Below are 14,901 nucleotides of genomic sequence, written 5' to 3' on the forward strand. Positions count from 1 at the left end.
AAGTTGACCATGAAACGAATGAACTCAAGGCTATCAATCACTTTAAGAATGAAATATGTGAGATTCATCCAAAAGAGCTAGTCGTCTCTTCTCTTTCTGATTCCGGTACCGGTACCGTTGAGACCTTTTCGGTTAGGCATGCGGAGTCGGTTTATGTTGTGACCGCAGTCGATGAGGAAGACGGTTCAGCGTGTGAAAACATGGATGCAAGTCGAACATATTATGAACTACCCTTAAACTATCAGTTCGATGCTTCGTTTACAGACCCCTCTCTTACTGATGAGTTGCTTATTGTTGATGAAGCTCAGGCTAAAGCAAAGTTAGTGTTTGGCTGGATTGATAACCCGGATAATGCAGGGGAATATATTTTAAATTATGGTTACCTTGGTTATAGCTTTGCGCTGAGGAAGTTAGAGTTTTTTGACCAGGACAGGAATTCTGTATGGTCGCAAACCAGAGAGCTTGCTTCCTACCCATCAATTGACGCGAATGGGTTTACGTCTCCATTTTATCTCTTTGATGTACGTACCTTGGATAATTATCAATACCTGGTCCAAATGAATCAGGATATTTTTGTTGTCGATGCAAGCACAGAGTTTTTTGCAAAGACTCAGAGTGATGTCGGCACAATATTGACCGATCGGATAATAAATATCGGCAGCTATGCTCCTTATATCGCGGGGGGTGTCGAGCCAGGGATTTATGAAGTAGAAGCGTATCATGATGATGATGACTTAGTGATCATTGATGAAGGGAAGATTTTTACCTACCCATTTTTACAAAACCAATTTACGCCTGATAGCGTCAGTCATGACTACCTTGTTGAGACAAATGACGGATTTATCTATCAGGAACAAGCACACAGACGCAAGAAAACGTTTTCACAATTCGACTATCAGCGCTGTGACGAAGAGGATGATGCTTGTAATGCCGCTCATGATGTCACGGCTTCTTCCTGGCAGTTTATAACGGATTGTGATGCCGATCTCGGCTGTCAGTTGGAGCAGGATGTTGCAGACTTGTGTGAGACTCAAGAAGAACATGATGTGAGCCAGTCTGGCAGAAATATTTGTTCTGCCGAGTTTTTTGAGCACTTGGGGGAGTTGAATAATACAGAGAACGATGCCCAGTTCGTTGGTTATATGCAGTACTTGGCAGATTCCTTGAATAAGTATGAAGTGAGTATTTTTGAAGACAGCTTGTTGTTATCTGCATCAATGCTCGAAAAAGATCTGATTGTTCGTTATTTTTATAAGCAGTCTTTGTCAGCGCCAAAATCAGTACGTGAGCATGTTATGTTTGGTGCTGAATCAGATCTATATGCTCTGGAGCACTTTGTTGAAAATAACAACGTATATATCAGTGCTTTGATTCCAGGAGCGGTGAGAAGTAATGAGTGTTATAAAAACTACCTTCGTGTTGAGTGTGACCTGGGTTCCCAAGAAGGTGGTGGGAGTGACCGATGTACGGGGGCTGATCTGGCAGAGGGTACGTGTTTCTCTTCTTTTACCGAATTTGAATCTACAGCACTGTTTTGCACTCCTAATCAGGTATTAACTAGAGTATGTGCTGATGCTAGTCTTGACTCAGGCTCAATTCGTACTGAGGCAAGCGATGAAGATGGTAAATGGGTGCGAATGCTTGACCTGAGTGGTGACGAGGCTGATAGGCAGACAGTATATCTATTGACGTCCTCGCATCAGGAAGCGCTTGATGAACAGGTTCTTGATGAAGGACGCTTGCTGACACCTACCTTGTATGAAATTGACGATAATGATGGCTCTCTTGGCTCAGAGCTTGGCGTATTGAATGATGTTGTTGAGACGGTTATTGGCGGAGTGCTTTATCAGAAAGCGAGTGGCGCTGAACCGTTGTTTGAGGGCTTGCTGGATGTCCTTTCTTATGACGTGTCTGTCTCGGAGGAAGAGGGTGCTTCAGGTCAGGAATTACTTAGTCGTCATTCCAAGTATGCTATTGTTAATACCTTGAGTGATGATAATAGTGCTGTTTCGGTACGTCAGACTCCAAGGTTGGCGGAAACAGTCTTTAAACGATTTGACACTGCGCCAAAGTCAACGGGTTCATCTGAATAGACAAAGAAAAATATTTCAAGTTCAGAATAGGTAGTCCGCGTCTTCATGAGTGGTGTAGTGAGCTATCACTGGTCTGAAAGGGGGCTTATCTTGAATAGAACGTCAGGCTACTTATTAGCGCTCTGTGCTGGAGTATCTTTGGGTTGGCTAGCGCAGCAGTTCTGGTTTGCTGGTCTCGATCAGCAAGTTTCCAGCTCTCAGAGAGATTTGCTTCGAAATGAGCAGCGCCTAAAAAACTTGCGCTCAAAGGAGCAGAATTTAAAGAAACCGGCTAGCCTGGATTCTGTTGACAGTACTTCTACAAAAACCGAAATGACCGATATCGAGCTTCTTGCCGATCAGCTTGAGAATAAGGCTCAGCTATCCGAGACTGACTTTCAGGTCATTTTTAGTGTTGCCAAGCAAAAACTTGCTCAAGGTAATGTTCAGGACGCAATAGTCTACTTGTACGATTTGCGTCTACTGGTGGACTCTCAGTTTGAAGATGCCTACCTGAATGGTGTTCAAGACTTTGTGCAACATCTGGAGCAAACGCTGGAGAAAGCTGGTGAGCATGATTTATTAATTGCGAGCTTTAGGCAGTTGGTGAGTTTTCAGCCAGAGTATACCCCCTATTATTTATCCCTGGCTCACTGGCTAATTGTCTCTGAGGAGTGGGATGAGGCTGAACTAAGCCTTGTGTCAGCAAGGCATGACCTTAAATATGGCGAGGAGGTTCAGCTATTGGAAAATACCATTGCTGAACTTAGAGACCGTTCTAGTCAGTATATCGTTCCCTTGCAAACTATTGGTGAGCACTATTTGCTTGAGCTGCTTGTTAATGACGAGCACAGTTTGTCGCTAATGATTGATACGGGTGCTTCAATGACTGTCGTGAAGACAGAGTTTGTTCAAGAATATTTGCCTAGCCTTTTAGATGAGGCAGATGAGCTGCTGCTCAAGACCGCCAATGGCTCCGTCAAAGGGAGCAAAGTGCAGGTGGGTCAAGTCTCGCTTGGAGGATTATCAATGGGGGATGTTACTTTGGGAGTTTTGCCCTTATCTGACTTTACTTATGATGGGCTTTTGGGGATGGATATTCTCAAGCGTTTTGAGTTTAAAATTGACCAAGAAAATCAACAGCTGGTGCTGAATCCCCAGCTGTAAGTGTGTCGCTTAATTAGTCTTTAGATCTAGATAGCCCTTCTGAATTGATGTCTCAAAAGCTTTTGCTCCTTCAGCAAGCTCTTCAAAGCGAAGGCGCAGGGTTTTGAGTTTTTTTAATTCCTCGGCACTCGGTGAGTCATCAAGATCATCATATTTTTTTCCTAGTTCATACATGAACTTTAAATAAGCTGCCCGGCTCTGGGCCACGATATTGACGATGGGTTTTAAATCGCTGGTAGAAAGTGCCTCGATTTCAGGATTAATAATCTCCCTATTCGACTTCCGATACAGCTGCTCGTAGTGCAGCATCAATCGATTAATATCTTGTTCGTCCATTGTCTTAGTCCTGTGTAATATAAACGAGTGATTGGCTAATTTATTAAGCATAGAAGGAAAATACTCGGATTCAACTTTTATCCATGCTTTGAAAAGAGAAATGTTTCTGGGCAGGGTGTCTTTGCTTTTGATATCAAGCCAAGTATGCTTCGCGCTGATACTGAATAGGTTTACGAGTGCATATGGAAAACGAGAATAAAACAAATGCTCCAAAGGAGGGGGTGTCGAGCAATATTAAAGCAAAGCAGGCAAGTGGTTTGCTTCGCTCAAGCGGTATTGTTGGAGTAATGACTATGTTGTCCCGGGTCTTCGGCTTGGTGCGGGATGTTGTCGTAGCAAACCTGTTTGGTGCTTCGGCGGGGGCAGATGCCTTTTTTGTAGCCTTTAAAATTCCAAATTTCTTTCGGCGTCTATTTGCAGAAGGTGCTTTTTCCCAGGCCTTTGTCCCAGTGTTATCTGAATACCGTAGTCAGCGCACTGAGCGAGAGGTCAGGCAGTTGGTTAACTCGGTTGCAGGTGTGTTGGGGCTGGTATTACTACTTATTACGGCTTTAGCGGTCATGGGCGCTCCATGGCTAACGGCTTTGTTTGCTCCGGGTTTTCTTGAGGATACAGAAAAATATAACCTTGCCAGCGATATGTTGAGGATAACCTTTCCCTATTTGCTGTTGATCTCTTTGACCGCTTTTGCTGGTTCAATATTGAATAGCTATGGTTACTTTGCGATACCCGCTTTTACACCTGTTTTGCTTAACTTGGTGCTCATATCAGCGGCGCTTTGGTTAACGCCGTTATTTACAGAGCCAGTCATGGGCTTGGCATGGGGGGTCTTTATTGCAGGCCTGATACAGCTGTTTTTTCAGTTTCCCTTCTTGATAAAAATGGGCTTGATGCCTCGGCCACGCCTGGATTATCGTCATGAAGGTGTTCGACGTATTTTTATACTGATGGTTCCAGCACTATTTGGTGTTTCTGTAAGCCAGATTAATCTGTTGCTCGATACAGTGTTAGCGTCATTTCTACAAACAGGAAGCGTTTCTTGGCTTTATTATTCGGATCGTTTAGCTGAGTTGCCTTTGGGGATTTTCGGTATTGCCATTGCGACAGTGATTTTACCTAGTTTGTCTCGAAAGCATAGCAGTCAGTCTCACAAAGCTTTTTCTGACACGCTGGACTGGGCTATACGGATAGTTCTGTTGATGGGCGTTCCGGCAGCTGTTGCTTTGATTGTTCTTGCTGAACCTTTGGTGACGTCGCTATTTTATTACGGTGCATTAGAGCAACGCGATGTCTATATGTCGGCAATGAGCTTACGTGCCTATGCCTTAGGGCTCTTGGCATTTATGTTGATTAAGGTCTTGGCTCCCGGGTACTTTTCAAGACAAGATATGAAGACGCCTGTAAAGATTGGCATATGGGCGATGTGTGCCAACATGGTTTTCAATTTGATTCTGATCTGGCCTTTGCAACATACAGGTTTGGCATTAGCGACAGCGCTTTCGTCTTGGATGAATGCTTTGTGGCTTTTGAGTGGCTTAGTGAAGCGTGATGTTTATCATAGAAGCGAAGGTTGGGCTTTATTTGTGCTGCGGATAGTTGTTGCTGTTGTTGCGATGGTGTTGGCGGTTTCCTGGATGAATGTTGAAACCGAAATTTGGTTTGATATGAGTGTTTGGGAGCGAATAACTAAGTTGCTAGCTTTGGTTGTCGTCGGAATCGTTTCTTATTTTATCGTTTTGCTATTAAGTGGGATGAAGCTAAGAGCTTTGGTTAAAGGCTTGGGAGATTGAACCTCCTTAGTCACTAAGGAGGTTCAGAAGAATTATGCTGCTAGGTTTGCTGCAACAAATTCCCAGTTAACCAGCTTCCAGAACGCTGTCAGGTAGTTCGGACGAACATTACGGAAGTCGATGTAGTAAGCGTGTTCCCATAGGTCAACAGTTAGCAATGCAGTCTGGCCTTCAGTCATCGGCGTTCCAGCGTTGCTAGTGTTAACAATTTCCAAAGAACCATCTGCATTCTTAACTAACCAAGTCCAGCTAGAGCCAAAGTTGTTAACAGCTTTGTCGTTGAACTGAGCTTGGAAGTCAGCGAAAGATCCAAATGCTGCATTGATAGCCTCGGCTACTGCGCCAGTTGGCTCGCCGCCGCCATTTGGGCTTAGGCAATTCCAGTAGAAAGTGTGGTTCCAGATCTGGGCTGCATTGTTAAATACTGGGCCGCTTGAAGATTTGATGATGTCTTCAAGGGACTTGCCTTCAAACTCGGTTCCAGGGATCGCAGCATTCAACTTATCAACGTAAGTTTTATGGTGCTTGCCATGGTGAAACTCTAGAGTTTCTTGAGAAATATGTGGCGCTAGTGCGTCAATTGCATAGGGAAGTGCTGGTAATTCAATTGCCATGATGGGCTCTCCATTAATAATGAAAGTCTTTTTATACTATTTCTTGGTGAGCGATTTAGTCGACTCGTTAGAAAAAGCGTGGTTAGTAAGTCTATGATTTATTATTGCTTATTATGGCTCGAATGATAGCACCTAAATTTTTATAAGCCAAAAATCTTGCCTATATGCTTAGCAAATTAGCTTTGAAGTGGTGTTTAGTTTATTTATGTGCCGTATCGCACTGGTGCTAACTAGGTTTTTTTCTGTGTGGATGCTTCTTTTTGCTTGAATGGGTGCGTCCTTTATTACGAGAAGAATGTTTTTTATTTTCTCGTTGCTTAGGTAGGTGAACTTCCAGGCTTTTATGTTCGCCTGGTTGTAGGTTGTCGATAGACCAGGGGCCAATTGCTGCGCGAATCAGGCGGAGTGTTGGGAAGCCGACTTCAGCAGTCATTCGTCGCACTTGGCGGTTTTTTCCTTCGGTGATCGTTAATGCCAGCCAGGATGTTGGAGCATTTGCGCGCTGCCTTATTGGTGGGGTTCTCGGCCACAAGCAGGGCTCTTTAATTCGTTCGGCAATAGCTGGACGTGTTAGCCCATCTTTAAGTGTTACCCCATTACGCAATTTGTTAAGGGCTTCATCGCTAATCTCCCCTTCTACCTGTGCCCAATAGGTCTTGGGGAGCTTGTGTTTCGGGTCGGCAATTCGAGCTTGCATTTGCCCATCGCCAGTTAAGATCAATAGTCCTTCTGAGTCGTAGTCCAGTCTGCCGGCGGGGTATATTTTGGGGGTTTTAATAAAGTTTGAAAGCGTTGAGCGGCCCTCATTATCAGTAAACTGAGATAGTGTGTGATAAGGCTTGTTGAATAGGAAAATAGTAGGCATGGCCACATAATACGCGGACAGGAAAAAGTCTGCCATATAAATGGCAAGTGATTTACCCGGTTTTGTATAAAATCGGGTTAAGAGTAAATGGCTAAAGGCCTGCTATCTCTAGAGGAAGGGCAGGCTCTCAGTTTCAAGCTGAAACTGCTTTGGCTTCTTGCTCTGTTGATGTTTTTGTTTCCGTGTTCAATGGTGCTTGATGGCTAGGCTGAAACTCAGAATCATTTGCTTCTTCAACAGAAATAAACTCGTCATGGTCTACGTCATGTGCAGCGGAGCTTGGTTGAACCGTTTCAACTGCCGTAATATTTACAGCGTGAAAACCTTTGTCGCCTGGCTGCTTTTCAAAGTTGACCGGCTGCCCTGCTTTAAGGGTTTTATAGCCTTCCATTTGAATTGAAGAAAAATGAGCAAAAAGATCTTCATTATCACCGTCTTCGATGATGAACCCATAGCCTTTTGCATTATTGAACCACTTTACTGTACCTTGAGGCATTATCGACTCCCGTGTCTCCTGCGTTCGAACTATGTGTCTTGGCAATCCTGAATAAAGAATTCAAGGATGTCAGACTGCCTTTTTGGGTTCTTGGGCATGTAAAAGTTCAAACACCTGAAGTTTTATTTTTATTTGTATTCCGATGCAAAGCGCATCAAGTCGCTACTGTCAAATATTTTCTTAATGCTGTCAAGCGATTTGGGCGAAAGATATGATGCCTGGCCGTAATTCTTTCGATAGTTTTGCTCATGTTTTTCTTTATGCGATTTCTTTATAAGCTCAGTTGTTGCAAAATACGTATCTACCCCCAAATAAAGAGAAATGTAAAAATTCGTATCAAACTATGAGTAAAACTAAAGATTCTCTACTAGTATTAGCTCAAGGAACGCAAAATGATCCAGGTCATGAAGATGATCTGCTTGTCGCTCCTGCTAAGCCAGCGTTTAAACAGCCTTCGATGTATCAGGTTGTCATGTTAAATGATGACTACACGCCGATGGACTTTGTTGTTGAGGTGCTATTAAAGTTTTTTTCTATGAATGAAGAAAAGGCGACCCAGGTAATGTTAGCTGTTCACACTCAAGGTTATGCCGTGTGTGGCGTGTTCAGTCGGGACATTGCAGAAACAAAGGTGGCGCTGGTGAATCAATATTCGGCTGATTGTGATCACCCATTATTGTGTGAAATCAAAGCAGTCTAGAGCTTTATAGATATAGTTCTGCGTTTTACATGGGTAATCACATTGAGCGAATTAATAATAATTTCTGGGGTGAAAGATGTTAAGTAAGGACCTCGAACTGACCTTGAACGAAGCGTTTCGAAGCGCCCGTGAGAAGCGTCACGAATTTATGACTGTTGAGCACTTGCTATTGGCTTTGCTCGACAATGATGCCGCACTACAAGTGCTGGGTGCGTGTGGTACCGAATTGTCGGAGCTTCGAGAGGAGTTAACCGATTTTGTAGACTCGACTACACCACTTATTCCAGCGAGTGATGAAGAGCGAGAAACTCAGCCTACTCTGGGCTTTCAGCGAGTTTTGCAGCGTGCAGTATTTCATGTTCAGTCTTCTGGTAAGAAAGAAGTTACTGGCGCGAATGTTTTGGTAGCTATATTCAGTGAACAAGAAAGTCAGGCTGTTTATGTGCTTAAGAAACAAAATATCGCGCGTATTGATGTAGTAAATTATATCTCGCATGGTATTTCCAAAATTTCCGATGACTCCGAGCCAGAGCAAGAGGGTGAGGCGTCTTCTGAAGAAGGTATGGAAGAGTCAGGCCAGAGTAATCCGCTCGAGAGCTATGCATCAAACTTGAATGAACAGGCAAGCTTAGGTCGCATTGACCCACTGATTGGTCGCGAGAAAGAGGTTGATAGAGTTGTACAGATACTGTCGCGTCGCCGTAAAAATAACCCCTTGTTAGTAGGGGAGGCGGGTGTTGGTAAAACGGCGATAGCTGAAGGTTTAGCTAAGCAGATTGTTGATGGAAATGTTCCAGCAATTATATCTGATGCTGAGGTTTATTCTTTAGATCTTGGTGCTTTATTAGCAGGAACCAAATACCGTGGTGATTTTGAAAAACGTTTTAAGGCTCTGCTAGCTGAGCTGAAGAAGCGAGATCATGCTATTTTATTTATTGATGAAATTCATACGATCATTGGTGCGGGTTCTGCTTCAGGTGGCGTTATGGATGCATCTAATTTGCTGAAGCCACTACTTAGTTCTGGTGAGATTCGTTGTATTGGTTCGACTACGTTCACTGAGTTCCGAGGCATCTTCGAAAAAGATAGCGCATTGGCGCGTCGATTCCAGAAGATAGATGTAAATGAGCCGGATGTTGAGGATACGATAAAAATTCTGCGAGGTCTGAAACCTCAGTTTGAAGCACATCATGAACTCAAGTATACGGATGAAGCATTGCGCTCCGCAGCAGAGCTGGCTGAACGTTATATTACTGATCGTCATATGCCTGATAAGGCCATCGATGTGATAGACGAGGCGGGTGCTAGTCAGCGTTTGAAAGAAGCTGATCAGCGCTGTGACTTGATTGATGTCGAGGATATTGAAGATGTGGTGGCTAAAATAGCGCGAATTCCTCCTCGTAGCGTGACAAGTTCTGATAAAGATATGCTTAAGAATATTGAGCGCGATCTTAAAATGCTAGTGTTTGGTCAAGATAAGGCAATCGAGTCTTTATCAACGGCAATCAAGCTTTCTCGCGCCGGTTTGAAGTCGCCTGAGAAGCCTGATGGTGCATTCTTGTTCTCTGGTCCTACCGGTGTTGGTAAGACTGAAGTAACTAAGCAGTTAGCAACTGTATTAGGTATTGAGTTGGTTCGCTTTGATATGTCGGAGTATATGGAGCGACATACCGTCAGTCGTTTGATTGGTGCGCCTCCTGGGTACGTTGGCTATGATCAGGGTGGCTTATTGACCGAAGCGGTCAATAAGAATCCTCACTGCGTTTTATTGCTTGATGAGATTGAAAAGGCGCACCCAGAAGTCTTTAACTTGTTGTTGCAGGTTATGGATCACGGCACCTTAACCGATAACAATGGCCGCAAAGCTGACTTTAGGCATGTCGTGTTGGTGATGACAACCAATGCTGGTGCGGAAGTAATTAGTAGACGCTCAATTGGTTTTAATGAGCAAGACCATTCTTCAGATGGTATGGAAGCTTTGAATAAGGTATTTACGCCAGAGTTTAGAAATCGCTTGGATGGCATTATTCCGTTTGCTTCATTATCGAGAGAAACAGTTTGCTATGTTGTCGACAAGTTCCTTATGGAATTACAAGTACAGCTGGATGCGAAGAACGTTGTGCTGCATGTTGATGATGAAGTGAAGCTCTATCTTGCAGAGAAGGGGTATGATGAAACTATGGGTGCTAGACCAATGGCTCGTCTGATTCAGGAAGACCTCAAGAAACCGTTAGCAGAAGAAATTCTCTTTGGTAGTTTGGCTGAAGGTGGCGATGTCCATATTAATCTTCGAGATAATGAGATTGTCTTTGATTATGAGCAAGAGCCAGCCTAAGGGTTGTTATTGACGAAAAAAAGGGTAAGAACATGGTTCTTACCCTTTTTTTATGACTATAAAGTCTCGCTTAAGCGAATGAGCGCGAGCCCAGACGAAATAATTTAGCGAGCTCTGTAGGTGATACGGCCTTTAGTTAGGTCGTAAGGCGTCATTTCAACTTTAACCTTGTCACCAGTCAGTATACGAATATAGTTCTTACGCATCTTGCCAGAAATATGAGCCGTTACAATATGGCCATTTTCTAGTTCAACACGGAACATGGTGTTTGGAAGGGTGTCTATAATCGTCCCTTCCATTTCAATGACATCTTCTTTCGCCATTAAAGCGTAACCTCATAAATAATTGAGCGTTTAGTTACAACAAGCCTGAACTTTAAGAGGCTAATTATCACCTCGAATCAAAGCTCGTTATTAGAAAAGTGCGACATTCTGCCTGAATCCGAAGGATTACGCAAAATGTTTGTTTATTGATCAGTAAAATAATTGCACTTATGGCGGGTTTGAGGGGCTAAAAAGAAGTTGCTGGAGGATTATTCGCTAGAACTCAGTAGCTGGTCTCTGATGTTTATCAGCTGTTCTTCTGTATACCACTGATCACCAATTCTGGCCTCAAAAGGTGAAAACTTTGTTTTGTACGCCATTTTCTTACATTCCTTAATAAAATAGCCTAAATACAGGTAACTTAGCTCTCGATTTTTGGCTTCCTCCACTTGCCAGAGAATGGCGTAGGTTCCTAGGCTTTTAGCCGAAAGCTCAGGGTCAAAGAACGTGTAAATGGCCGAAAGGCCGTCATTAAGTTGGTCGCAAACGGCAATGCCAAGTAAATGGTCGCCTTCAGAGAATTCTATGAACTGTGTTGTGCTGTGACCATTTACCAGGAACGATCTATATTGGTCGCGGCTCGGCGGGTACATATCTCCATCCGCGTGACGGCTGTGGATATATTTCTCATATAGTAAGTAGTGGTCTTCATGGAAATCAGCTGGAAGAATTTTACCTTTCACTTGGCTGTTTTTATTCCACACCCTTTTCTGACTTTTGCTTCTTTGAAAGTTTGGTGCAGACACGCGTATTGGTGTGCAAGCTTGGCAGCTAGTGCAGTGAGGGCGGTAATAATGTTGTCCGCTACGACGGAAACCCTGTGCTGAAAGTTCGCTATAGGTATCCGTGTCGATGATAACTTTTGGGTCGGCAAAGACAGTGCTTGCTTGCATGCCCGGTAGGTAGCTGCAATCGTGCTCCGGGGTCGCGTAAAGTGCCAGCTCTTGTTGTTGTGTCATAGCTTTGGGCTTTATCCGTTGCCTTGATTGGCGAATGCCCACTCGGAATGTAAGGGGCTTCGTTTAATATTTTTATTAAGTATAGATAAAAAATCTGACCTATCGATGCATTTTGCGCCGAGTGTTAGTAAATGGGGGTTTTCAACTTGGCAGTCAATAATAGCGTAGCCCCACTTATGCAGCTGTTGGCTTAGACATGCGAAGGCAACTTTCGATGCATTGGGCTTTAATGAAAACATTGATTCACCGAAAAAACAGCAGCCAATGGCTAGGCCATAGAGCCCACCAACAAGTTCTTCGTTTTCCCATACTTCAACCGAGTGAGCAACGCCTAGTTCATGCAGAGCGTAATATGCCTCTTCCATTTCTTCGGTAATCCAGGTGCCTTCCTCGGAATCGAGTCGAGCGCAATGTCTGATGACTTCTGGGAAAGCTTGGTCGAAGCTGAGCCTGGGCTGTTTCTGTCGAATGTGTTTCTTCAGGCTTTTGGAGATATGTACTTCATCAGGAATTACAACGCAGCGAGGGTCGGGGCTCCACCAAAGAATAGGCTGATCATCTGAGAACCAAGGGAATATGCCGCGGGAATAGGCGTGAATGAGTCGTTCAGGGCTAAGGTCACCTCCGGCAGCGAGTAAGCCGTCTGGGTCGCGCAAAGCCTGTTCAATGGGAGGGAAGTCGTCGTTCGCATCCAGCCAGGGGAAGTTGGCCATTCAATATCCTTTGAGGCGAGCAGGGCGGTTAAGCGTCAAGCTTACCCGCCCGGGGGTTATACTTATAATGCGTCGATGTACTTTTCTGCATCCAGTGCAGCCATACAACCAAAGCCAGCTGAAGTAATTGCTTGACGGTATACCTGGTCAGTTACATCACCGGCGGCGAATACGCCAGGGATGCTAGTGCCTGTTACGCCTCCTTCGAGGCCAGACTTTATGGTCAGATAGCCATTATTCATTTCTAGTTGGCCATCAAATAGCTCGGTGTTGGGCTTATGGCCGATAGCAATAAAGACACCCATTGTTGGTATTTCTTTTTCTTCACCTGATTCGGTTGACTTGACGCGCACGCCAGTTACGCCTGCATCGTCACCCAGCACTTCTTCTAGAGTATGGTTCCACTCGATGCGAATATTACCGTTTTCAGCTTTTTCCAAAAGCTTGTCTTGAAGAATTTTTTCCGAGCGAAGTGTGTCTCGACGGTGAATCAATATAACTTCTTTAGCGATATTGGATAGATACAACGCTTCTTCAACGGCAGTGTTTCCGCCGCCAACTACACAAACAGTCTGGTTGCGGTAGAAGAATCCGTCACAAGTTGCACAGGCGCTGACCCCTTTGCCGGCAAACGTTTCTTCGGACTCTAGGCCCAAATACATCGCTGAAGCACCGGTGGCGATAATGAGTGCGTCACAAGTATATTCACCAGAATCGCCCGTTAAGCGAAAAGGTTTTTGGCTTAGTTCTGCTTTATTGATGTGATCATAAATAACCTCTGTTTCGAAGCGCTCGGCATGCTGCTGCATTCTTTGCATTAATTCAGGACCTTGAACGCCCTCAGCATCTCCAGGCCAGTTATCGACGTCGGTTGTTTGCGTCAATTGTCCGCCTGCCTGCATTCCTGTAATCACAACTGGGTTCAGGTTGGCGCGTGCTGCATAGACTGCAGCTGTATAGCCTGCAGGGCCTGAGCCAAGAATAATGACTTTGGAGTGTTTTGCTTCGCTCATGAGAAATGTCCTTCAACGATAAGTGTTTAAACTGGTACTAAATAATGTTGTGCAAAAATGCTGCTCAGCAAGCTCTATAGGTCGTGGCTACAGATATAGGGGCTCGCAGAATAATAAACTGTTAATGGGGATAGTTTAAAAAATATCAACAGATTTTAAAATGTTTTGGCTCAAAGGGTTGCTTTGCTTTGCTTGTCCGTTAGACAGGCGGTGTTCTGCGACGCTTGGAAAGACTGCCTGAATATCATCAGGTAAAACATGGTCCCTGCCTTCAATAAGTGCCCAGGCTTTAGCCGCTTGAATCAGAGATATATTTGCGCGAGGCGATAAACCGTGTGTTTCATTGCTTTTTAAACGACTCAATGTTGCCAGCCGGTAGACGTAGTTGACGATACTGTCTGAGCACTGAACTTTGGATACTAGAGCTTGAATTTTGCTGAGAGTATTCTCGTTCAACACTGCTTGTAATTGATTTGCCAGCGCGCGTCGATCAATACCTTTGAGTAGTTGTTTTTCAGCGTCTTCACTTGGGTAACCTAGTGATATGCGCATCATAAATCGGTCTAATTGTGACTCTGGCAGCGCGTGAGTACCTGACTGGTCGCTAGGGTTCTGAGTGGCGATGACGAAAAAGGGCTCAGGGAGTGCGCGGGTTTCACCTTCTTGTGTGACCTGGCGCTCTTCCATTGCTTCGAGCAGAGCACTTTGGGTTTTAGGGCTGGCACGATTGATCTCGTCAGCGAGTACAAGGTTGGAAAATATCGGGCCGGGGTGAAAATGGAACTTACCGTCTTCTCGGTTAAAAATATTCAGGCCCAGTAAGTCACCAGGTAGTAAGTCGCTGGTAAATTGGATGCGTTGATAGCTTAAGCCCAAAGTTCCTGCTAAAGCGTGTGCTAATGTTGTCTTCCCCATGCCAGGCAAGTCTTCGATGAGCAGGTGGCCTTTAGCAAGCAAGCAGGTCAGGGCTAGCTTAATTTCATTCTCTTTGCCTAGAATAACTTTGTTGAGTTGGCTAAGGCCAAGTTGAATCGCTTTGATATTGCTCATAGTAGAATCTATAGACTTATGAAGTGGGGGTGGATGCTCTGTTTTGGGTTTGGACTCGCATAATATGGCGTGCAATCAACTGCTGGTGAGCTTCCGATATATCGGTAAAAGCAATATGCACCTCATAAGGTGATTGCGATCCTCGACATGAAAGTACATCGCCTTCAAGTATTAAGCCGCTATAGCTGGGTAGTAAAATAAGCTTGATTGCGACGCTTTGCCCTTTGGTATATTCCGACTCACTCTTAAGTGCCAAGCCTCCTTCACTCAAGTTAACAGTTTGAATGTTGTCATTTGAGTTTTGCTGGTTGTTCATTGCCAGCACTCTCGATAAGGCGTCGAGTTTCTTGTTCATTACTTTTAAAAACTGCCCCAGGTTTTTATCTTTATCTGTCAGCGTTCGGAGTAGATGCTTTGATTCAACATCCAATAGCTGAAACTCAGAGATCAGACCAAACTCGGGGCTTA

At 44.3% G+C, this 14,901-nt stretch carries 15 protein-coding genes; 5 read left to right on the forward strand and 10 right to left on the reverse strand.

All coding sequences use genetic code 11. The features are described from left to right. Positions 1-2,093: hypothetical protein (locus A3735_RS29930; protein WP_197485540.1), on the forward strand; the 2,093-nt coding region annotated here is incomplete at its 5' end. 90 nt (positions 2,094-2,183) lie between these two features. Next, positions 2,184-3,239: a TIGR02281 family clan AA aspartic protease gene (locus tag A3735_RS00010; protein ID WP_197470141.1), complete on the forward strand. Its 1,056-nt coding sequence runs from the start codon at positions 2,184-2,186 to the stop codon at positions 3,237-3,239. A gap of 9 nt (positions 3,240-3,248) precedes the next feature. Here A3735_RS00010 and A3735_RS00015 read toward each other — a convergent pair whose 3' ends face one another. After that, a complete protein-coding gene (locus tag A3735_RS00015) occupies positions 3,249-3,575 on the reverse strand; it encodes a hypothetical protein (RefSeq protein WP_068516247.1) in 327 nt (108 codons plus the stop codon). Between the two features lie 182 nt (positions 3,576-3,757). Here A3735_RS00015 and murJ point away from each other — a divergent pair, with 182 nt between their 5' ends. After that, positions 3,758-5,365: a murein biosynthesis integral membrane protein MurJ gene (gene murJ / locus A3735_RS00020; protein WP_082865483.1), complete on the forward strand. Its 1,608-nt coding sequence runs from the start codon at positions 3,758-3,760 to the stop codon at positions 5,363-5,365. A gap of 32 nt (positions 5,366-5,397) precedes the next feature. Here the strand turns inward: murJ and A3735_RS00025 are convergent, their stop codons facing one another. The 3 genes from A3735_RS00025 to A3735_RS32345 all read right to left on the reverse strand — a co-directional run bounded on the left by A3735_RS00025 (position 5,398) and on the right by A3735_RS32345 (position 7,340). Continuing rightward, a complete protein-coding gene (locus A3735_RS00025) occupies positions 5,398-5,979 on the reverse strand; it encodes a superoxide dismutase (RefSeq protein ID WP_068515364.1) in 582 nt (193 codons plus the stop codon). A 226-nt stretch (positions 5,980-6,205) separates the two neighbouring features. Next, positions 6,206-6,880 (reverse strand): pseudouridine synthase, encoded by a 675-nt coding sequence (locus A3735_RS00030; RefSeq protein ID WP_369808223.1) that lies wholly within the window; start codon positions 6,878-6,880, stop codon positions 6,206-6,208. 97 nt (positions 6,881-6,977) lie between these two features. Further along, positions 6,978-7,340 carry a cold shock domain-containing protein gene (locus A3735_RS32345; protein WP_068516253.1) on the reverse strand — a complete coding sequence of 121 codons (363 nt, stop codon included), beginning with the start codon at positions 7,338-7,340 and terminating at the stop codon, positions 6,978-6,980. 343 nt (positions 7,341-7,683) lie between these two features. Here A3735_RS32345 and clpS point away from each other — a divergent pair, with 343 nt between their 5' ends. Then, on the forward strand, positions 7,684-8,040 hold the full coding sequence (clpS, locus tag A3735_RS00040; protein ID WP_068516258.1) for an ATP-dependent Clp protease adapter ClpS: 357 nt from the start codon (positions 7,684-7,686) through the stop codon (positions 8,038-8,040). Positions 8,041-8,116: 76 nt separating this feature from the next. Beyond that, complete coding sequence (clpA, locus tag A3735_RS00045; RefSeq protein WP_068516261.1) at positions 8,117-10,375, forward strand: ATP-dependent Clp protease ATP-binding subunit ClpA; 2,259 nt, start codon at positions 8,117-8,119, stop codon at positions 10,373-10,375. Positions 10,376-10,479: 104 nt separating this feature from the next. Here clpA and infA read toward each other — a convergent pair whose 3' ends face one another. From infA to A3735_RS00075, 6 genes are all read right to left on the reverse strand, one after another. Beyond that, a complete protein-coding gene (infA, locus tag A3735_RS00050; protein WP_068516263.1) occupies positions 10,480-10,698 on the reverse strand; it encodes a translation initiation factor IF-1 in 219 nt (72 codons plus the stop codon). A 209-nt stretch (positions 10,699-10,907) separates the two neighbouring features. Further along, positions 10,908-11,657 (reverse strand): arginyltransferase, encoded by a 750-nt coding sequence (locus A3735_RS00055; protein WP_068516266.1) that lies wholly within the window; start codon positions 11,655-11,657, stop codon positions 10,908-10,910. 11 nt (positions 11,658-11,668) lie between these two features. Next, positions 11,669-12,370: a leucyl/phenylalanyl-tRNA--protein transferase gene (gene aat, locus A3735_RS00060; protein WP_068516271.1), complete on the reverse strand. Its 702-nt coding sequence runs from the start codon at positions 12,368-12,370 to the stop codon at positions 11,669-11,671. Between the two features lie 62 nt (positions 12,371-12,432). Further along, positions 12,433-13,383 (reverse strand): thioredoxin-disulfide reductase, encoded by a 951-nt coding sequence (trxB, locus tag A3735_RS00065; RefSeq protein WP_068516272.1) that lies wholly within the window; start codon positions 13,381-13,383, stop codon positions 12,433-12,435. Between the two features lie 135 nt (positions 13,384-13,518). Further along, positions 13,519-14,433, reverse strand: a complete 915-nt coding sequence (locus A3735_RS00070) for a MoxR family ATPase (protein ID WP_068516275.1) — start codon at positions 14,431-14,433, stop codon at positions 13,519-13,521. Positions 14,434-14,449: 16 nt separating this feature from the next. Then, on the reverse strand, positions 14,450-14,901 hold a 452-nt coding region (locus A3735_RS00075), incomplete at its 5' end, for a PilZ domain-containing protein (RefSeq protein WP_068637306.1).

The organism is Oleiphilus sp. HI0061, from assembly GCF_001635675.1.

Coding starts and splice junctions, on each gene's coding strand:
- A3735_RS00025 (WP_068515364.1), bottom strand. CDS start 5,979: ATGGCAATTGAATTACCAGCACTTCCCTATGCAATTGACGCACTAGCG.
- A3735_RS00055 (WP_068516266.1), bottom strand. CDS start 11,657: ATGACACAACAACAAGAGCTGGCACTTTACGCGACCCCGGAGCACGAT.
- aat (WP_068516271.1), bottom strand. CDS start 12,370: ATGGCCAACTTCCCCTGGCTGGATGCGAACGACGACTTCCCTCCCATT.
- A3735_RS32345 (WP_068516253.1), bottom strand. CDS start 7,340: ATGCCTCAAGGTACAGTAAAGTGGTTCAATAATGCAAAAGGCTATGGG.
- A3735_RS00015 (WP_068516247.1), bottom strand. CDS start 3,575: ATGGACGAACAAGATATTAATCGATTGATGCTGCACTACGAGCAGCTG.
- murJ (WP_082865483.1), top strand. CDS start 3,758: ATGGAAAACGAGAATAAAACAAATGCTCCAAAGGAGGGGGTGTCGAGC.
- clpA (WP_068516261.1), top strand. CDS start 8,117: ATGTTAAGTAAGGACCTCGAACTGACCTTGAACGAAGCGTTTCGAAGC.
- A3735_RS00030 (WP_369808223.1), bottom strand. CDS start 6,880: ATGGCAGACTTTTTCCTGTCCGCGTATTATGTGGCCATGCCTACTATT.
- trxB (WP_068516272.1), bottom strand. CDS start 13,383: ATGAGCGAAGCAAAACACTCCAAAGTCATTATTCTTGGCTCAGGCCCT.
- clpS (WP_068516258.1), top strand. CDS start 7,684: ATGAGTAAAACTAAAGATTCTCTACTAGTATTAGCTCAAGGAACGCAA.
- infA (WP_068516263.1), bottom strand. CDS start 10,698: ATGGCGAAAGAAGATGTCATTGAAATGGAAGGGACGATTATAGACACC.
- A3735_RS00070 (WP_068516275.1), bottom strand. CDS start 14,433: ATGAGCAATATCAAAGCGATTCAACTTGGCCTTAGCCAACTCAACAAA.